The sequence below is a fragment of the Pseudomonas sp. RU47 genome (genome assembly GCF_004011755.1).
Taxonomy (GTDB): domain Bacteria; phylum Pseudomonadota; class Gammaproteobacteria; order Pseudomonadales; family Pseudomonadaceae; genus Aquipseudomonas.
On sequence record NZ_CP022411.1, the window covers coordinates 2,864,730 to 2,883,604 of the forward strand.

At 60.6% G+C, this 18,875-nt stretch carries 14 protein-coding genes; 10 read left to right on the plus strand and 4 right to left on the minus strand.

All coding sequences use genetic code 11. From position 1 onward, the window contains the following. Positions 1 to 70: 70 nt before the first annotated feature. The gene (locus tag CCX46_RS13055; protein ID WP_127927050.1) at positions 71 to 934 is read right to left on the minus strand and encodes a LysR family transcriptional regulator; all 864 of its coding nucleotides are present in this window, start codon (positions 932 to 934) and stop codon (positions 71 to 73) included. Positions 935 to 1,288: 354 nt separating this feature from the next. After that, positions 1,289 to 3,007 (minus strand): enoyl-CoA hydratase-related protein, encoded by a 1,719-nt coding sequence (locus tag CCX46_RS13060; RefSeq protein ID WP_127927052.1) that lies wholly within the window; start codon positions 3,005 to 3,007, stop codon positions 1,289 to 1,291. 297 nt (positions 3,008 to 3,304) lie between these two features. Here CCX46_RS13060 and CCX46_RS13065 point away from each other — a divergent pair, with 297 nt between their 5' ends. From CCX46_RS13065 to CCX46_RS13110, 10 genes are all read left to right on the plus strand, one after another. Further along, positions 3,305 to 3,811, plus strand: coding sequence for a sigma-70 family RNA polymerase sigma factor (locus CCX46_RS13065; RefSeq protein ID WP_034152323.1), 507 nt, complete (start codon positions 3,305 to 3,307; stop codon positions 3,809 to 3,811). After that, positions 3,808 to 4,755: a FecR domain-containing protein gene (locus CCX46_RS13070; protein WP_127927054.1), complete on the plus strand. Its 948-nt coding sequence runs from the start codon at positions 3,808 to 3,810 to the stop codon at positions 4,753 to 4,755. Before CCX46_RS13065 ends, CCX46_RS13070 begins: the two co-directional genes overlap by 4 nt. Positions 4,756 to 4,846: 91 nt before the next feature. Then, positions 4,847 to 7,756, plus strand: a complete 2,910-nt coding sequence (locus CCX46_RS13075; protein WP_127927056.1) for a TonB-dependent receptor — start codon at positions 4,847 to 4,849, stop codon at positions 7,754 to 7,756. 270 nt (positions 7,757 to 8,026) lie between these two features. Then, positions 8,027 to 8,503: an antitoxin Xre/MbcA/ParS toxin-binding domain-containing protein gene (locus CCX46_RS13080; protein ID WP_174245116.1), complete on the plus strand. Its 477-nt coding sequence runs from the start codon at positions 8,027 to 8,029 to the stop codon at positions 8,501 to 8,503. Then, complete coding sequence (locus tag CCX46_RS13085; protein ID WP_127927058.1) at positions 8,500 to 9,003, plus strand: RES family NAD+ phosphorylase; 504 nt, start codon at positions 8,500 to 8,502, stop codon at positions 9,001 to 9,003. The genes CCX46_RS13080 and CCX46_RS13085 overlap by 4 nt, the downstream gene beginning before the upstream one ends. A 118-nt stretch (positions 9,004 to 9,121) precedes the next feature. After that, positions 9,122 to 11,776: a TonB-dependent receptor gene (locus CCX46_RS13090; protein ID WP_127927060.1), complete on the plus strand. Its 2,655-nt coding sequence runs from the start codon at positions 9,122 to 9,124 to the stop codon at positions 11,774 to 11,776. 225 nt (positions 11,777 to 12,001) lie between these two features. After that, positions 12,002 to 13,843, plus strand: a complete 1,842-nt coding sequence (locus CCX46_RS13095) for an extracellular solute-binding protein (protein ID WP_127927063.1) — start codon at positions 12,002 to 12,004, stop codon at positions 13,841 to 13,843. Then, positions 13,830 to 14,894 carry a microcin C ABC transporter permease YejB gene (locus tag CCX46_RS13100; RefSeq protein ID WP_127927065.1) on the plus strand — a complete coding sequence of 355 codons (1,065 nt, stop codon included), beginning with the start codon at positions 13,830 to 13,832 and terminating at the stop codon, positions 14,892 to 14,894. The genes CCX46_RS13095 and CCX46_RS13100 overlap by 14 nt, the downstream gene beginning before the upstream one ends. After that, positions 14,894 to 15,916: an ABC transporter permease gene (locus tag CCX46_RS13105; protein ID WP_127927067.1), complete on the plus strand. Its 1,023-nt coding sequence runs from the start codon at positions 14,894 to 14,896 to the stop codon at positions 15,914 to 15,916. Before CCX46_RS13100 ends, CCX46_RS13105 begins: the two co-directional genes overlap by 1 nt. 1 nt (position 15,917) lies before the next feature. After that, positions 15,918 to 17,492 carry an ABC transporter ATP-binding protein gene (locus tag CCX46_RS13110; RefSeq protein ID WP_127927069.1) on the plus strand — a complete coding sequence of 525 codons (1,575 nt, stop codon included), beginning with the start codon at positions 15,918 to 15,920 and terminating at the stop codon, positions 17,490 to 17,492. Between the two features lie 159 nt (positions 17,493 to 17,651). On the opposite strand, the gene CCX46_RS13115 is transcribed toward CCX46_RS13110, so the two are convergent. Both CCX46_RS13115 and CCX46_RS13120 read right to left on the minus strand, forming a co-directional pair. Next, positions 17,652 to 17,969 carry an SCP2 sterol-binding domain-containing protein gene (locus CCX46_RS13115; RefSeq protein WP_007912567.1) on the minus strand — a complete coding sequence of 106 codons (318 nt, stop codon included), beginning with the start codon at positions 17,967 to 17,969 and terminating at the stop codon, positions 17,652 to 17,654. Between the two features lie 50 nt (positions 17,970 to 18,019). Further along, the gene (locus CCX46_RS13120) at positions 18,020 to 18,730 is read right to left on the minus strand and encodes a histidine phosphatase family protein (RefSeq protein WP_127927071.1); all 711 of its coding nucleotides are present in this window, start codon (positions 18,728 to 18,730) and stop codon (positions 18,020 to 18,022) included. Between the last annotated feature and the right edge of the window lie 145 nt (positions 18,731 to 18,875).

Sequence of the window (18,875 nt, forward strand, 5' to 3'; positions counted from 1 at the left end):
CCGATCCGGCCGTTTGTGCTGGCCCGACCTCAATGGCACATGCGCCATGCTCCGGTACGAAGCCGCTGCTTCAGCTCAGAGGGTTCCAGCGCTGCGACCAGTCGTCATCGGTGCGGATCACTTCACGCAGCAGATTGAAGGCCTGTTGCAGCGTCGCCGAATCGCGATCGCGGGAGTAGACCAGGTAAGTCGGATAGCCGAACTCCGGGGCTTTGGTCACCGCTTCGAGGGCGCCGCTTTCCAGATAGGTGCGCACCACGCGGGTGCGGAAGTAGCCGCTGCCGCCGTGTTCGAGGATGTATTGCAGGGCCAGCGGGCCGAGGTTGAAACTCAGCGCCGCTTTGGCTTTTTCCGGCAGGGCGGCGTCATGCTGGCGGCGGAAGTCCGGGCCCCAATCGATGTAGACGTAGGGATCGGGGCGCTCGGGCGCGCGCACCAGAATCAGTTTTTCTTCCAGCACTTGCTCGACCTGCAAGCCCGGCCAGTATTCCGGCTGATAGACCAGTGCGGCGTCGAGCACACCGAGTTCGAGCTGGCGCAGCAGGTTTTCGCCATCGCGGATTTCCATGCGCAGGGCATGCCCGGGAATCTTCTCGCGCAGCTCTGCCGCCCAACTGAGCATCAACGGGTTGCACAGGCTGACTTCGCCACCGATGTGCAGCACGTTGTGATAGCCCTCGGGCAGCGGCAGATCGCGCCGCGCGGCTTCCCAGGTCTGCACCAGTTGATTGGCGTAGACCACAAAGGCCTCACCATTGGGCGTCAGCTTCGCCCCGGCGCGGTTGCGCACGAACAGCGTGCTACCCAATTGGCTTTCGAGTTTCTGCACCCGGGCAGTGATCGCCGTTTGCGTGACGAACAGCTTCTGCGCGGCAGCGGCGAGGCTGCCGTGGCGGACGATTTCCAGAAAGGTGCGAGCGAGATCTATGTCCATGGGCGGGCCGGTGTTTGAGGTGTCGGGCATTGTAAAGGCAAAAGCCCCTCACCCTAACCCTCTCCCGGAGGGAGAGGGGACTGACCGAGGTGTCTTGCGTCATACATCGACCTGAAAGATCGAGTCGATTATGGATTCAGAGCAAGACTCTCAGGTCGGTGTAAATCTTCAATATCCACGGCTCGGTTCCCTCTCCTTGGGAGAGGGGAGTGACCGAGGTGTCTTGCGTCATACATCGATCGATTATGGATTCAGTAGAGATCGTTCATGTCGGCGAACCTCTACAGCATCCCCCAATCAGTTCCCTCTCCCTTGGGAGAGGGCTAGGGTGAGGGGAAAGCAGTCACCGCAAAATCAACTGGCCAACTCGGTCAAACGCACCCGCGCCCACTCTTCAATCAACCGTGCCGGCGTGCCACACACCTTGCGCTTGTACACGAAATTGCGGCACTTCTCGGCAAACTGATGGCGGTTGTAGAGCATGTCTTCCTGCATCTCCTGCAACTCGGTTTCACGGCATTGCTGGATCAACACCTGATCAACCCGCGCCTTGCGCTCGCGCACCGCAGCATAGGTCGGATCGCTCACTACTCCGTTGGCCCGCTGCAGCAACCACAGGGAAAACTCGTCCGGGCAACGCGGGCCGATTTCCTGAACCATGCCCAGTTGCCACGCCTGCACCGCGCTCACTGGCAGGCAGGCCTGGGTCAGTTGTTCGGCCATGGCCGGGCCGACGGCGCGGGGCAGGCTGTAGGTCCAGTATTCGGAGCCATACAAACCCATGCTCTTGTAATGCGGGTTGAGCACGATATCGGCGCGGGCAAACACAATATCGGCGGCCAGCGCGAGCATCACACCGCCGGCGCCGGCATTGCCGGTGACACCGCTGACCACCAACTGCCGGGCCGTGAGCAGTTCTGCGCAGACATCGTCGATCGCCTGAATATTCGCCCAGGCTTCAGCACCGGGATCCTGCGCGGCCTGAATCACGTTCAAATGCACGCCGTTGGAAAAACTGCCGCGTCCACCCTTGATCAGCAACACTTGAGTATCACGTGATTTGGCCCAGCGTAGCGCGGCGACCATGCGCTGGCATTGCTCGGTGCTCATGGCGCCGTTGTAGAACTCGAAGGTCAGCTCACCGACGATGCCGGATTCGCGATACCGCAGCGGTTGATAGGCTTCGTCACTGAACGGCTGTGTAGCGATCGACCAGTCCAGCACCGGCACGTCGGCCAATTGCTCGGCCAGCAGGTACCGCGCGGGTTGTTTGAAGGTCTCCTCGCCGGGTTGCGGTTTACGCCGTAGTGCGCCGATCCACAGGCTTTGATCGCCGGCCGCGACGAGTACGGCATCGTCATGCACCGCGAGAATTTCGCCGGGCACGCCGCTGCGCGAATCCAAGTGTGCGTCGTACACGTAATACTGACCGCCGGCCAGGCTCGCCAGCACACCGGGCTGGCCGTCGGCGGCATCGATGCAACGTTTGATGAAGCGCGCGCAGTCGTGCCAACTGAAACTGCGGTCGACCTGCTTCATGTTCGGCTGCAAACGCCCGCGCACTTTCGCATCGGCATAGTCGAGGGCAACCGGTTCATAGCCTTCGATGAATTTCTCCACCACTACGCGTATGCAGCGGATCGCAGCATCACTTACGCGGCCGTTGTACAGCTCGGATTTGCGCAGGCCCGCCGGCAGGTTGAATTCGCAAGTGGCCCACACCGGGCCGGCATCCATTTCTTCGACCGCTTGCAACGCGGTGACGCCCCAGCTCGCCAGCTCGTTGGTAATCGCCCAGTCGAGGGCACTGGCGCCGCGATCGCCGACGATACCCGGGTGGATGATCACCACCGGGCGCTGGGCATTGCTCCACAGCGCCTGCGGTACGCGGTCCTTGAGGAACGGGCAGATCACCAGATCGGCGCCGCTGTGTTCGATCTGTTCGCATACGGCTTGTTCATCGGTAAACAGCACGACGCTGGGCGAGTGACCGGCCTCGCGAAGTTCCAGCCAGGCGCGTTGGGTCAGGCCGTTGAACGCTGACGACAGCAGAATGATGTTGAGTGGTCGCATGCTTGCTCTTCCTTGAGTGGGTTCAGCCACGGGCTCTCGCTGAGCCGTCCCTGGCTTTCGATGGAGCCGCGAGATTAATCAGCGGCCGCCCACGCGCCAGTGATCGAGGTCAACGTTCTGTCAGCCAATGTTTCTGCGGCGACGAAGCGACTTATGCTCAATAGTTTGCTTGTGCTGATTTTTTATTACTTCAAATGTTTGAGAGGCTATTGCACAGTCGCGCCTGATCAGAGCCGGACGATCCCGGCAGAACGATGGTTTTTCGCAGCGGGTGGGACCCGTTTCAGGGAGCAAGGCATGGGTGGGTACAACCCGCATTACCAGATCATCGGGCAGATGTTCCAAAAGGACTATCGCTGGCTGTGTGCTGCCGTTGGCCGCACGCTGGGTTGCCCGCACAGTGCGCAGGACATCGCTTCGGAAACCTTTCTGCGGGTGCTGGCATTGCCGGACCCCACGGCCATTCGCGAGCCACGGGCGCTGCTGACCACCATCGCCCGCCGACTCGTATACGAAGGCTGGCGTCGCCAGGACCTTGAACGTGCTTATCTGGAAAGCCTGGCGCTGGCGCCCGAACCGGTGCATCCATCCCCGGAAGAGCGGGCGCTGGTGATCGAAGCGCTGCTGGCCGTCGATCGCTTGCTCAATGGCCTGTCGGCCAAAGCCAAAGCGGCGTTTCTCTACCATCAACTCGACGGTTTGACCTACAGCGAGATCGGCGAGCGCCTCGGCGTGTCGACCAGTCGCGTGCAGCAATACATGGTCGAAGCGTTCAAGCGCTGCTATCAGGCGATGCAGGCATGAGGCCGGACGAGGCGGTGATCGACGAGGCGGCGCAATGGCTGGCGTTGCTGCAGTCGGGCGAGGCGGGCATGGCCGAGCGGGCCGCATTCGAGGCGTGGCGCGTTGCCGATCCTCGCCATCAACAGGTCATCGAACAAATGGGCGGCGGCCTGAATCTGCTGCGCAACCCGAGCCTGCGCAGCGTGCCGCGCAACAGCCTGCTGCACAGTCTCAATGCGCCGTCGAGTCGTCGACGCTTCATCAGCGGCAGTTTGAGTGTGCTCGGTGTTGCGCTGTTGGCCGGATTGCTCGGGCGACGTTACGGCTGGCTGCCGGAGGCGGTGGAGTTGTCGACCGGGACCGGCGAGCGGCGTGACTTCACACTCGCGGACGGCAGTGCGCTGACCCTCAATGCGCGCAGTCGTGTGGTGCCTTTGTTCGACCATCAGCAACGGCTGCTCGCCTTGCGCAGCGGCGAATTGTTGGTCGATGTGGCGAAAGAGTCGGCGCGACCCTTTGTGGTCGAAACCGAGCACGGCCGCATGCGGGCGCTGGGGACGAAATTTCTCGTACAGTACAGCGAAGAGACGACGCGATTGGTGATGCTCCATTCGCAGGTTGAAGTGGTCACCAACGGTGGCGCGCGGCAAGTGGTGGCGGCCGGCGAGAGCCTGCTGTTCAACGGCGCAGGGTTGCTGTCGCTGGAGCGCAGCAACGGTCAGGAAAGTGCCTGGGTGCAAGGTCGACTGGAGGTGCGCGACCGGCCTTTGTACGAAGTCATCGACAGCCTGCGCCGCTACCGTCGCGGCATCTTGCATCTGAGCCCGGAAGTCGCCGACCTGCGCCTCAGCGGCCTCTATCCGCTCGACGACAGCGATCGTACGTTGCAACTGCTGGAACGCTCGCTGCCGATCCGCGTCACCTGGCACAACCCGTTCTGGGTCAGCATCGACGCGCGGTTATAAACCCATAACTTCTTGGCCTAATCGCCGCCCTATAAAAAGCGCTGGCCCGCTGCTCATTCCCTGCAGATGCCTCCAACAGGGAAACCCTTCGATGTTCTCAATCAAACAACAATTACCTCGATTGACCCTCGCCGCTGCGTTGGCGATGGGCATCAGTCCATGGGCGGCGGTTGCCCAGGAATCGGCAGCGGCGATGTTCACCTTCGACATCGCCAGCGGACCGCTCGACGAAGTGCTGCTGGGCATCTCACGGCAGAGCGGCGTGCCGATTTCCTTTAGTCAGGAATTGGTGCAGGGCAAACGCAGCGCGGCGGTGCGCGGCGCGTTGGGCGGTCGTCAGGCAGTGGAAAAAGCTTTGCTCGGCAGTGGTCTGCAAGTCGAGCAAAGCGCTCAGGGCCTGACCGTTCGCGCAGCCGATGCGCCGGCGAAAGTCACTGCCGTGGCACCGGTCACCAGCGCCGATTACCGCATGGAAAAAGTCACCGTCACTGGCTCACGCATCGCCCGCGCGCAGAGTGATGGCGCCACGCCGGTCAACGTCATCACCCACGAGGAAATGGAAGCGCGCGGCTACAAAAACGTCTACGACGCCCTCGCGACGCAGACGCAAAACACCGGCATGACCCAAGGCGAAGATTACGGCAACACCTGGCAACCGGCGGCCAGCGCACTCAATCTGCGCGGCCTCGGCCCGAACCATACGCTGGTGCTGATCAATGGCCGTCGCGTCGCCGACTACCCGACGCCGTACGACGGCAAGGTCAACTTCACCAACCTGGCGAACATTCCGTCGGCGGTTATCGAACGCATCGAAATTCTCAGCAGCGGCGCCTCGGCGATTTACGGCTCGGACGCGATCGCCGGGGTGGTCAACATCATCCTCAAGGACAAGATCAACGGCGTCGACGTCAATCTCAAGGGCGGCACCAGTGAGCGCGGCGGCGGTGACAACCAGCGTTTGCAGATCAGCGGCGGCGGCAGTTGGGGCGACTTCGACGGCCTGTTCGGCCTGGAGCTGACTAACCGCGATCCGATCTGGGCCGATGACCGTGGCTTTATGCAAAGCGGCCCGCTGGCAGATGTCGGTTACCGCCGCGACCTGACCAATAGTCGCTATCTCGGGCCGGGATGCGGCGCTTATCAAGGTACGTTCGACAACAAACTGGTCAACAGCGGCGGGCGCTGCCGCACCGACCAGATGTACAACGATTACTGGACTGTGCAGACCCAGAAGGAAAACTACGACGGCTACACCCGTGGCACCTGGCATTTCAGCGACAGCGGTCAGGTCTTCGCCGATTTGATGTACGGCCTCGACCATATCCAGAACAACACGCGCGGGCCGACCTTCACCTCGCCGGATTTCATTAACCAGAACAGCGGCAATCTGGAGCGCTGGTATCGACGCTTCGGCGAAGAGGAAATCGGTGGCCGCACCAGCAACAACAGCAAGTGGCGCGACACCTCGTGGACCGGCACCCTGGGGCTCTCGGACAAGATCGCCGACACCGGCTGGAGTTACGATCTGGCAGCCAATCGCTCGGAATATCGCAGCGTCAGGACCACCCGTTACACGCCACTGTCATCGATTCAGGATTTCTACCTCGGTCCGCAACTCGGTGTCAGCGGTGGTTATCCGGTATTTGCTCCGGATGCTTCACGGCTCGACCGACCGCTGACGCCGCAGGAATGGCAGCAGTTTCGCGGCAACCTGACCCAGAGCAGCAAGTCGGTGTCGACCAGTTACAACGCCTCGGTCAATGGCGATCTGTTTGATTTGCCGGCCGGCCCCATCGGTTTCGCCGGGGTGCTGGAGGCGGGCAAGCAGGAATACCGTGTCGACCCGGATGACGGCCTCAACGACGGCACCTTTTACGGCGTGAGCCCACAGCAAAGCTCCGGTGGCTCGCGCAAACGTTATGCGGCGGGCGGCGAGTTCAGCATTCCGGTGACTGACACGATTCTGGCGACCGCCGCCGGGCGCTGGGACCAATACAAATTCAGCGGCCGCACCGAACAGCAGAAAACCTACAACCTCGGGCTTGAGTGGCGCCCGGTGACCAGCCTGTTGCTGCGCGGCAGTTATGGCACCAGTTTCCGTGCGCCGGACCTGAACTACATCTATCAGTCCGACAGCAACGGCTACTACCCGGCGCAAATCGATTACTACGGTTGCAGCCAGGGCGTGGAGGGCGCCTGTGATCGTGGGCGGGTCGACTACACCCAAAGCGGCACGGCGAACCTGGAGTCTGAACGCGGTAAATCATGGACCTACGGATTTGTCTGGTCACCGTCGCGCAATTTCGATTTCTCCACGGATTTCTGGCGTGTCGAGATCGACGATCTGCTGACTACGGTCGATGAAAACCGGCTGCTGCAACAGGAAAACGAATGCCGCAATGGCACTCAGGACATCAACTCGGCCAACTGCCAATCGACGCTGGCGCGCATTGATCGTAACGCCGGCAATGCGGCGGTCGACCCGAACCAGTTGAATCGCGTGCGGGTCAACGCGATCAACGCCGCCAGCGAGCGGGTCAGCGGTCTGGATTTCAAGAGCAACATCCGCTGGGGCGCCGGACAGTACGGCGCGTTCAGTTCGGCGCTGGGCTATACCTTGGTGCTTTCGCATTACTACAAGGAGTCGGAAGAAGCCCCCACGCAAGACTGGCGCACCTCACGCACCAACTACGACTGGCGCAGCAAGGTCAACGCCAGCCTGACCTGGGATTACCAGAAGGCCACGGCGACGCTGATGGGCATTCGTTATGGTTCGGTCACCAATGGCGCGGGAGACGGGCGCCTGTCGCCGTGGACGGTGTTCAACGCCAGTGCGCGTTACAAGCTCAATGACCGGGCGAGTGTCGGGCTGACCGTGAACAACGTGCTCAATCAGGTCAAACACGATGACTCGGCGGGGTGGCCGTATTACCCGACCGGCAACTATGACCCGTACGGGCGGCAATGGTGGCTCGATGTGAGTTATCACTTCGGCGGCTGAGGGCAGGCATCTCGCGTTGATGTCCTACGGAAAAAGCCTTGGTTTGCGGCAGGCAGGGGATATTTCCGACGACCTTTTCAGGTTGGTCGTCGGAAGCGCGATCTATAGCATCGGACCTGACATTGAAGTCGCTGAGCGGCTTGAGCGCTCAGGCTCCCAGATAAAGGATCGATTATGCGTACCCCCCACATCGAGCATGAAACGCCTGCTTATTCCCTGCGCAACTTCTGGATCGACGATCGCGCCAGATGCCCCATGGAGGATGTCGCAATGCCCACCCCCAAACCACCCCGGCTGACGGGGCTGAAGAAGGTCGCGGGCAAGCCTGTCGATTTGCTCGTGCATGGCCAGGACCTCGGTGACGATGCCATGCTGATTATTCGCCTTACCGACCAGGGCTTTGAGCTGAGCGACGTCGTCAACATGCTTTCAACTTCCGAAATGTACCTGCGCGAAGACATGGTCAAACGCATCACCGGCAGGTCTGTCAGAACCGTGCAGCGGCTGTTGAAGGAAGGCAAATCGATACGGCTTGACTCGCAGCAGAGTGTCGTCGCCTACCAATATGCGCTGGTGCTGGAGATGGCCACTCGGGCGTTCGGTGGGCTGTCACAGGCGGAGATATGGATGCAAAAACCCACCCCTTACCTTAACGGCTACGTGCCGTTGGAGCTGACCCGCCATCCACTGGGTTTCCAGATGGTCGAGCAATACTTGTGTCAGCTCCTGTACGGGGGTTACCCATGAATCCCTTGCCCTGGGAAGGGCACTGGTATGGCTGGCGCCTGGATCAGGAGGCCTACGGAGATACGTGGGACAGCGGGATGGGTTCAAAACTGAAGGGCGGTCGCTGGAATGCGCCTGGCCGGCGAGTCGTCTATGCATCGGTTGACCCGTCCTCGGCCATTCTGGAGGTGGCAGCCAATAATAGTTTTGATGCTCTGGACAGAGAGCCTTATGTGCTGACGTGCTTTGAGGTCATCCGCGATGCACGGGTCAAAGTCGTTCAGCCCGAAGAGGTACCGAATCCTTACTGGTTGAGTCCCGCGTGGCCCTCGCCCAATCAACAGCGGTTTGCCGACGCTTTACTGGATGAGCATCCGTTTGTCCTGATTCCCTCGGCGGCAACCCGCCACTCGTGGAATCTGCTGGTGAGCTGCGACCTGGCAGAGGGGCAGTTCAAGATGGTCTCCCAGGAGCGGTTTGGCCTGGATACCCGGTTGTTGAGGGAGGTGACATTGGCTTGATACGGACGCACGGCATTTTGTGCATAACCTCATCACCCAACGGTCTAAACCGCCCTCTATAAATCCTTATTCTTCATCGCACATCCCTGCATAAACCAAAACGCAGGGATGGCTGTTCATGATTCAGTTTTCACCCGTCAAATCACCTTTGAGCCTGGCCTTGCTGCTGGCAATCAACACGCTGCCGGCCATCGCTGCCGACAGCACGGTATCCGAACCGACGACTCAACTGCAGCGCGTCGAAGTCACGGGGACGGCAATCCGTCGGGTCGATGCAGAAACTGCGGTGCCGGTGACCATCCTGCGCGTAGAAGAGCTGCGCGAGCAGGGCGTGTCCACCACCGAGGAACTGGTCAGCCGGATATCCGCCAACCAGTCTTCAGTGGGTTCCGGTCGCTCGGTAGGATCGAGCAGTGGCGGCGCGTCGTATGCGGATTTGCGTGGCATTGGCCCGAATAAAACCCTGGTGCTGCTCAACGGCCGTCGTCTGAGCAACAACGCGACCAACGCAATCAATGGCTCCGGTGTCGACCTCAACACCATCCCGTTCGCCGCCATTGACCGTGTCGAAGTACTGCGCGATGGCGCCTCGGCGTTGTACGGCACCGACGCGATTGGCGGGGTGATCAACTTCATCACCAAGACCAGCCTCACCGAAGGGCAGATCAGCACCAACTACGACACGCCGACGCATTCGGGGGGCGGTGAAAGCCGTAACTTCAGCGGCAGTTGGGGCTTCGGTGATTTGCAGGAGGATCGCTTCAACGTGTTCGGCGTGGTCAGTTACGACAAGCAACAACGCCTCGCCGCTGAGGATCGCGGCTACACCTACAACTATCAGCCCAACCGCGGACTTGATTACACCTCCGGCACCGCCTCGCCGGCCAACTGGAGCCAGGGCAGTAACGCCACCAATCCATTGGCCGGATCGGGCTGCAATGCGCCGGGATTGCTGGCGCGCAACGGCATCTGCCGGCAGAGCCTGTGGAATTACCTCGACCTGGTGCCGGAAACGGAGAAGACCTCGGCCTTCGCCAAAGCCACCGGCAAGCTGTCGGACGATCACAACGTCAGCCTCGAATACTTCTGGGCGCAAAACGAAAACCGCACGCAAATCGGCCCCGGCACGCTGATGGGTAATCAGGTCAATCCCGGCACGGCGTTCTATCCGGGTAACGGCATTACCCCTGGGCCGAACGGATTCGCCCTCGATCCGACACAACCGGTTGACGTCAACTGGCGTGAAACCGCTGTTGGCGCGCGCCAGCACGAAGACGACAACACCAGTCAGCGTTTGCTTTTGAGTTTTGATGGCACGCTGGTCGGCTGGGATTACAACGTCGGCGCTTCGTACAACCAGAACAAAGTGGTCAACAGCATCGAGAACGGCTACGTCAATGATCGTGCGGTCAGCGCCGGCATTGCCAACGGCGTGATCAACCCGTTCGGTCCGCAGACAGCTGCCGGTTCCGCGCTGTTGGCGGCCAACGCGGTGGACGGTGATTACGCCACGGCGGTAGGGCGGGTGAAGGCCATCGACGGGCGCATCAGTCGTGAAATCGGCGACTGGTTCGGTGCCGGCCCTTCAGCATTGGCGCTGGGCGGCGAGTATCGCAAGGAAGACTTCCATCAGGATTTCGCAGCATTTGCCGGCGACGTGCAAAGTCTTGGTGTTGATCCGAACGGCAGCGTTGCCGGGGATCGCAGCGTCTCCGCCGAATACGCCGAGGTCAACGTACCGGTGCTCGACAGCCTCGAACTGTCCGCCGCCGTACGCCATGACAAGTACAGCGATTTCGGCAGCACCACCAATCCGAAGTACTCGTTCCGCTTCCAGCCGTTCAAGGAGCTGGTGGTGCGCGGTGCCTACAGTGAAGGGTTCCGCGCACCGTCGTTGTATGAGCTGTACAACCCGACCTTCACCAGTTTCACCAACGCCAACTACAACGACCCGCGTTTGTGCGCTGGCGGTAATCCGAGCAATGGCGGCATTGCCAACCGCGACTGTGCGCAGCAGTTCAATCGCACCAGCGGCGGCAATACCGACTTGAGCCCGGAGACTGCGCGTAACGTCACCCTCGGGTTTGTCTATCAGCCGTTCGAGCGCCTGAGCGCCGGGCTGGATTTCTGGTGGATCGACATCGCCAACCAGATTGCCGAGTTCCCCGAATCGGCGGTGTTCGAGAATCCTGAGCTGTACCCGGATCGCCTGATCCGCAAGCCGGACGGCTCCATCGATCAAATCGTCACCGGGCTGGCCAACCTCGGCAAGATCAAGACCAACGGCGTCGACGTCAGCTTCGATTACCGTTTACCGAGCACGCCGTACGGCAACTTCGGCATCGGCCTGCAAGGCACTTACGTCACCCGTTATGACTATCAGCAACAGCTCAAGGGCGACTACATCGACAAGCTGGGCGATTTCCGTGGCGGTGACTTTGCGTCGGCGGGTGCCGTGGCGCGCTGGCGCCACAGCCTGACCGGCAGCTGGAATTACGGCCCGTTCGGTGCGGCCCTGACCAACCGCTACACCAGCGGTTACCACGACTCTGATCGCGACACTCACGATTATGTGGGTTCGTACAACGTCTGGGATCTGGCCGGCACCTACACCTGGCGCAAGACCCTGAGTGTGACCCTCGGCGCGAAAAACCTGTTTGATCGTGAGCCACCGTTCAGTAACCAGACCTACACGTTCCAGAGCGGCTACGACCCGAAATATGGCGACCCGTTTGGGCGGACGCTGTACACGCGGGTCAGTTACAAGTTCTGAAAGTGGTCAGTTGTGGCGGGTTTTAGTCACCGATTGATCTAAAGCCTGCTCTATAAAAATCGCCGGCCTGTTGCACATCACAGGTAGGCAGAAGGTGTGTTGACTGTTCCGGCGTTATCGCGAGCAGACTCACTCCTACAGTGGATTTGTGTTCACCGCAGACCCTGTAGGAGTGAGCCTGCTCGCGAAGAGGCCAGGAGCAGCACCGTGTAAAAGGATCTGCCCATGTTCTCCAGGCTCATTTTATTCAGCGCATGTGCGCTTTTGACTCCGTTCAGTTGGGCCGCCCCGCAACCGGCGTTAACGGTCTACGGCGAACCCGCCAAATATGCTCCCGACTTCCAGCACCTGGCCTACGCCAATCCCGACGCACCGAAGGGCGGCAGCCTGCGCCGTTCTTCGCTGGAAAGCGGCCCGTTCGATCACCTGATTCCTTACACCGACAAAGGCACCGGCGTGGCCGATATCGATGGCTGGCTCTACGCGCCACTGGCCTATCGCAGCAAGGACGAACCCTACAGCGTCTACGGTCTGGTGGCGCAGCAGATGGAGCTCGATCCGGATCGCCGCTGGTTGCGTTTTTACCTCAACCCCAAGGCACGTTTCGACGACGGCACGCCGATCACCGCCGAAGACGTGCGTTACACCTTCGAGCTGTTCACCACTCAGGGCAGCCTCAAATACCGTCAGCAGTTTCGCGATGTCGCCGAGGTTGTCGTGGAGTCGCCGACGCAAGTGCGCTTCCTCTTCAAGAACAACGACAGCCGCACCTTGCCGCTGGACCTGGCGACACTGCCAGTGCTGCCCGAACACTGGTGGCGCACCCGCGATTTCGCCGAGGGCGGCGGTTTCGAGATTCCGCCGGGCAGCGGCCCGTACCGCATCAGCGCGGTGGATGCCGGGCGCAGCGTGAAATTTCAACGGGTGCAGGACTGGTGGGCCAAAGATCTGGCGATCACTCGTGGCCTGTACAACTTCGATCAACTGAGCGTGGAGTTCTTCGCCGACACCGACGTGTCGCGGCAGGTGCTCAAGGCTGGCGGTTTCGATTACAACCGCGAGTTTTCCGCCACCAGTTTCACCATCGGCTACGCGGGCGCTGCACTCGAGCAAGGCAAATTGCTTCGTGAACACCTCGCACCCGGTGCTGCGCAAGGCGCGCAGGGCTTTGTGTTCAACCTGCAAAAACCGCTGTTTCAGGATCGCCGGGTGCGTCAGGCCATCGCCATGCTCTGGGATTTCGAATGGAGCAACCGGCAAATGATGCGCAGCATGTACCTGCGTCAGCGCAGCTTCTTCTCCCACAGCGCACTGGCGGCCACCGCGTTGCCGGATGCCGAAGAGCTGAAGATTCTTGAGCCGTTGCGCGGAAAGATTCCCGATGAAGTGTTCACCACGGTGTTTGAAGCACCGAAAACCGACGGCAGTGGCAATATCCGCGCGGAACAATTGCAGGCGCTGAAACTGCTGGAGGCCGCTGGCTGGAAACCTCAGGGCGATCAGTTGGTGAACGCCAATGGCGAGCCGCTGCACTTCACGTTTCTCAATGGCCAGAAAGGTTTCGAACGGCTGTTGTTACCGTTCAAACGCAACCTGGCGCAGATCGGTATCGGCTTCGATATCCGCCAGGTCGACACCGCGCAATACACCAACCGCGTGCGCAATCGCGATTACGACATGATCGTCGCCGGTTACCCGGTAAGTCAGGCGCCGGGGCGCGAGATGTTCAATTACTTCGGCTCCGATGGCGCCGCTGATCCCGGCTCGAACAATTACATGGTGCTGCGCGATCCAGCCGTCGATGCACTGCTCGAAGGGCTGGTGCAGGCCGACAATCGCGAGAGTCTGCTGCGCCATGCTCATGCGTTGGATCGGGTGTTGCAGTGGGGCTATTACTGGGTGCCCAACTATTACCCGCCGGGGATTTCCACGGTGTGGTGGAACCGCTTCGGCCGACCGGCGATTGCCCCGCTGTACGACGCCGGTCTCGACACCTGGTGGGAAATCAGCCCGACCGCGCTGACCGCCACCCAGATGCCCAAGGAGTACAGCCATGTGGGGTTATAGCCTGCGGCGTCTGCTGCTGATCGTGCCGACCTTGCTCGCGATCCTGCTGGTCAATTTCGTCATCGTGCAAGCCGCGCCCGGAGGCCCGGTAGAACAGGCCATCGCGCGCTTGCAAGGCATCGGTGTCGGCGCGGCAGTGGGCTCCAGCCATGTCGAAACGGTTGGCGGCGAATCCCGCGCGACCCGAGGGCTGGACCCGAAACTGGTGGCTGATATCGAGCGTCAGTACGGCTTCGATAAACCGCCCAGCGAGCGCTTGTGGCTGATGCTCACAAGCTATGCGCAACTGGATTTCGGTCAGAGTTTCTTTCGCGGTGCCAGCGTCACTGAGCTGATCTGGCAGAAGCTGCCGGTGACCTTGTCGCTGGGCCTGTGGGCGACACTGATCACCTATCTGGTGTCGATTCCGCTGGGCATTCGCAAAGCCGTGCACAACGGCTCGGCGTTCGATGTCTGGAGCAGCGTGGCGATCATCATCGGTTATGCGTTGCCCGGATTTCTCTTCGCACTGCTGCTGATCGTGGTGTTTGCCGGCGGCACGGCGCTGGACTGGTTTCCGGTGCGCGGACTGGTTTCGGACAACTTCGCCGAACTGTCGCCGTGGGCCAAGGTGGCCGACTATTTCTGGCACTTGGTGTTGCCGGTGACTGCCTTGGTCATTGGCGGCTTTGCGACCTTGACGATCCTCACCAAGAACAGCTTTCTCAACGAGATCTCGAGGCTGTACGTGGTGACCGCGCGCGCCAAAGGGCTGAATCAAAGGCAGGTGTTGTACGGCCATGTGTTTCGCAATGCGATGCTGCTGGTCGTTGCCGGTTTGCCGCAAGCATTGGTGACGGTGTTCTTCGGCGGCTCGCTGCTGATTGAAGTGATCTTTTCCCTCGATGGCCTCGGGCGCCTCAGTTACGAAGCGGCAGTGGCGCGCGACTATCCGGTAGTGTTCGGCTCGCTGTTTATCTTCACCCTGTTTGGCCTGCTGATAAAACTGCTCGGCGACCTTTGCTACACGCTGGTCGACCCGCGCATCGACTTCACCGCGAGGGCTGCCTGATGCTGACATTGTCTCCAATCGGCCAGCGCCGCTGGGCTCGGTTCAAGGCGCATCGGCGCGGCTGGTGGTCGTTGTGGCTGTTTCTTGCGCTGTTCGGCCTGAGCCTCGGCGGTGAGCTGGTGGCCAATGACAAACCGCTGCTGGTGACGTATCAGGGCGATTGGTATTTCCCGGCGTTCAAGCGCTACACCGAGCAGGACTTCGGCGGCGAGCTGCCGTTTCAGCCGGACTATCGCAGCGCGCAGGTGCGGCAATTGATCGAGGGGCAGGGCGGGCGGCTGTGGTTTGCGCCGATTCCGTTCGCGTTCGACACGGTCAATTACGACCTCACGGAGCCGGCGCCGAGTCCGCCCAGTGGCGACAACTGGCTGGGCACCGATGATCAGGCGCGCGACGTGCTGGCGCGGGTGATTTTCGGCACACGTGTATCGCTGCTGTTTGCCTTGGCGCTGACGGCGGCGAGTGCAGTGATTGGCATCGCTGCCGGCGCGTTGCAGGGTTACTACGGCGGTTGGGTCGACCTGATCGGTCAGCGCTTGCTGGAGGTCTGGTCGGGGCTGCCGTTGTTGTACCTGCTGATCATTCTGTCCGGGTTTGTCGAGCCGAATTTCTGGTGGTTGCTGGGGATCATGGCGCTGTTTTCCTGGCTGAGTCTGGTCGATGTGGTGCGGGCCGAGTTCCTGCGCAGCCGTGGCCTGGAATATGTGAAAGCGGCGCGGGCTCTGGGTGTCGGCGATGCGCAGGTAATCGTTCGACACATTCTGCCCAATGCCATGAGCGCCACGCTGACCTATCTGCCGTTCATTCTCACCGGGGCGATTGCGACTTTGTCGGCGCTGGATTTTCTCGGTTTCGGCATGCCGGCCGGCAGTGCTTCGCTGGGCGAGTTGATCGGTCAGGGCAAGAGCAATCTGCAAGCGCCATGGCTGGGTTTGACCGCGTTCTTTGCCTTGGCACTGATTCTTTCGCTACTGGTATTTATCGGCGAAGCCTGCCGCGATGCGTTTGATCCGAGGACTTGATATGCCAGAACATCTGATCGAAATACGCGACCTGCGCGTCGCCTTCAATGGCCAGTCTGTGGTGCACGGCATCGACCTTGATATCCGCCCCGGCGAATGTCTGGCGCTGGTCGGCGAATCCGGCTCGGGCAAATCGGTAACGGCGCACAGCATTCTGCAATTGCTTGACCCGGCCATCACCCGGATCGACGGCAGCATCCGTTATGCCGGCGAGGAGCTGCTGGGCGTGCATGAACGCTACTTGCGGCAATTGCGTGGCAACCGCATCGCGATGATTTTTCAGGAGCCGATGAGTTCGCTGAACCCTTTGCACACGATTGAGCGGCAGTTGGGCGAGAGCCTGGCGCTGCACAAGGGGCTGGCCGGGGCGGCGGCGCGTCAGCGAATTGTGCAGTTGCTTGAACTGGTGGGTATTCAGCGCCCGCGCGAACGGCTCAAGGCCTATCCGCATCAACTGTCGGGCGGTCAGCGACAACGGGTGATGATTGCCATGGCGCTGGCCTGCGAGCCGCAGTTGCTGATCGCCGACGAGCCGACCACCGCGCTGGACGTGACCGTGCAACGCAAGATTCTGCTGTTGCTCAAAGAACTGCAGGAGCGCCTGGGCATGGCGCTGTTGATCATCAGTCATGATCTGAATCTGGTGCGAAACATCGCTCAGCGAGTGGCGGTCATGCGTGGCGGTCTGATCGTCGAACAAGCGTCGTGTGAACAGTTGTTCAACGCACCGCAACATCCTTACAGCATCGAGTTGCTCAACGCCGAACCGGGTGGCGAAGCGTTGTGCCGGGAGCCTGCGGAGGATTTGCTGGAGGTGCGTGATCTCAATGTGCGCTTCCGTTTGGGCGGCGGTTGGTTGCGCGCGAAGTCGTACTTGCACGCGGTCAACGGCATTGACTTGAAGCTTCAGCGCGGCAAGACCTTGGGGATTGTCGGCGAATCCGGTTCCGGCAAGTCGACGCTGGGCCAGGCGATTCTGCGTTTGCTCGATGCGCAAGGCAGTATTCGCTTTCAAGGCGAGGCGCTGGAGCACTTGAGCGGCAAACAACTCCGGCCGCTACGCAAACGCCTGCAAGTGGTGTTTCAGGATCCGTTTGGCAGCCTCAGTCCGCGCCTGTGTGTGGAGCAGATCATCGCCGAAGGACTACAGGTGCACAGCGATTTGGATGCCGCTGAGCGCGAACGGGCGGTGATCGATGTGTTGCGTGAAGTCGGTCTCGACCCTGCCACACGGCATCGCTATCCCCACGAGTTTTCCGGTGGTCAGCGGCAACGCATCGCGATTGCCCGGGCGCTGGTGCTCAAGCCCGACTTGATCCTGCTGGATGAGCCGACGTCGGCACTGGATCGCACGGTGCAAAAGCAGATCGTGGCTTTGCTGCGGCGTTTGCAGGCAGAACATGGCCTGACGTACCTGTTCATCAGTCACGATCTGGCGGTGGTGCGAGCACTGGCGCATGACTTGATCGTGATGAAGGACGGTGAAGTGGTGGAGCGTGGCGAGACAAATACGCTGTTTCATGCAGCGCAGCATCCGTATACCCGAGAGTTGCTGGCCGCTTCGTTCAGCGGGTAACCCTGTAGGAGCTGTCGAGTGAAACGAGGCTGCGATCTTTTGACTTTGCGTTCTAAAAAAACAGGGTCAAAAGATCGCAGCGTGCCGCAGCTCCTACAGGGCCGAAACGCAAAAATCCCGCCACAGGGGGCGGGATTCTTGTGTCACTGAACGTCGCTATTACGACGGGAACAGCTCGGACAGTTTCATCGACAGCATCATGTCGCCTTCAACGCGCAGCTTGCCGCCCATGAACGCCTGCATGCCGTCGGTTTCGCCGCTGACGATACCTTTCAGGGTTTCGCTGTCCAGCACCAGCGTGCAGTTGGCGTCCGGGTTTTCGCCTTCCTGGATGTCGCAGGTGCCGTCTTTGACGATCAGCGAGTACTGCTTGTCTTCGTCAGTGATGTTGAAACCGAAGACCAGATCCAGACCGGCAGCAGCGGCTGGGTTGAACTTGGCTTGCATTGCTTTTACGGCATCGGCTACGGAGGTCATGGTTCGATCCTTATGAGGTTAATTACAGCAAGGTTCACAGTTAACCGGACTCAGCGGAAAGTGATGAGTTCCGGAGCCTTCAACAGCTGCAGATGCGCATGACTGTTGAAGGAGGCCAAAGCCACCTCGCGACCGCGGAACTTCAGCTGGTTGAGCGAGGTGTTGACGATTTGCCAGTTCAATTCAAAGGCCTGTTTCGCAGGCATTTGCGTAATGAGGTGGAGCAGGGCAGTGATGGTGCCGCCGGAGGTGAACACGGCGATTTTCTGGTTTTTATCGGCCAGATCGAGAATCCGCTGCAGCCCGGCCTGGACGCGTTCGACGAAACCCAGCCAGCTTTCCAGCCCGGGCGTGTCGTAAGTGCCGGCCAGCCAGCGTTCGATGATCAGGGCGAAAATACGTTGGAATTCGCCACGGTTCTGTGCGGCGTTGCGCAAGATGTCGAGGGCTTCCGGCTCGTCCGCCAGCATGTCCGGGAGAAGGGCGCGAATCACCGCGTCGGCATCGAATTCGTTGAAGGCAGAATCGGTTTCCAGGATCGGCACCGACAGACCTTTGGCGGTGAACTGTTCCAGCGCGCTGGTGGCCGTGTGCTGCTGACGACGCAGGTCTCCGGCGAGGCAGCGATCGAAGCTGATCCCCAGTTCAGCGAGGTGCTGACCGAGGATTTCTGCCTGACGCACACCGGTCGGCGACAGGACGTCATAGTCGTCTGCACCAAAGGAGGCCTGGCCATGTCGAATCAAATAGATACTGCCCACGTCCGCGTCATCCCGGTACGTTGAAGGTTTGGCGAGGTTATGAGGATGACGGGTAGCTGTCAATGAAAAAACATACGCTTGTTTGAAATGCCCGTTACAGGGGTGTTGCCAGAGGTTTCACGGCTGGCCGATGAGCCGGCGCATG

Bases quoted from the DNA above. Each gene is read 5' to 3' on its own strand.
- CCX46_RS13055 (WP_127927050.1), bottom strand. From the start codon at position 934: ATGGACATAGATCTCGCTCGCACCTTTCTGGAAATCGTCCGCCACGGC.
- CCX46_RS13060 (WP_127927052.1), bottom strand. From the start codon at position 3,007: ATGCGACCACTCAACATCATTCTGCTGTCGTCAGCGTTCAACGGCCTG.
- CCX46_RS13065 (WP_034152323.1), top strand. From the start codon at position 3,305: ATGGGTGGGTACAACCCGCATTACCAGATCATCGGGCAGATGTTCCAA.
- CCX46_RS13070 (WP_127927054.1), top strand. From the start codon at position 3,808: ATGAGGCCGGACGAGGCGGTGATCGACGAGGCGGCGCAATGGCTGGCG.
- CCX46_RS13075 (WP_127927056.1), top strand. From the start codon at position 4,847: ATGTTCTCAATCAAACAACAATTACCTCGATTGACCCTCGCCGCTGCG.
- CCX46_RS13080 (WP_174245116.1), top strand. From the start codon at position 8,027: ATGCCCACCCCCAAACCACCCCGGCTGACGGGGCTGAAGAAGGTCGCG.
- CCX46_RS13085 (WP_127927058.1), top strand. From the start codon at position 8,500: ATGAATCCCTTGCCCTGGGAAGGGCACTGGTATGGCTGGCGCCTGGAT.
- CCX46_RS13090 (WP_127927060.1), top strand. From the start codon at position 9,122: ATGATTCAGTTTTCACCCGTCAAATCACCTTTGAGCCTGGCCTTGCTG.
- CCX46_RS13095 (WP_127927063.1), top strand. From the start codon at position 12,002: ATGTTCTCCAGGCTCATTTTATTCAGCGCATGTGCGCTTTTGACTCCG.
- CCX46_RS13100 (WP_127927065.1), top strand. From the start codon at position 13,830: ATGTGGGGTTATAGCCTGCGGCGTCTGCTGCTGATCGTGCCGACCTTG.
- CCX46_RS13105 (WP_127927067.1), top strand. From the start codon at position 14,894: ATGCTGACATTGTCTCCAATCGGCCAGCGCCGCTGGGCTCGGTTCAAG.
- CCX46_RS13110 (WP_127927069.1), top strand. From the start codon at position 15,918: ATGCCAGAACATCTGATCGAAATACGCGACCTGCGCGTCGCCTTCAAT.
- CCX46_RS13115 (WP_007912567.1), bottom strand. From the start codon at position 17,969: ATGACCTCCGTAGCCGATGCCGTAAAAGCAATGCAAGCCAAGTTCAAC.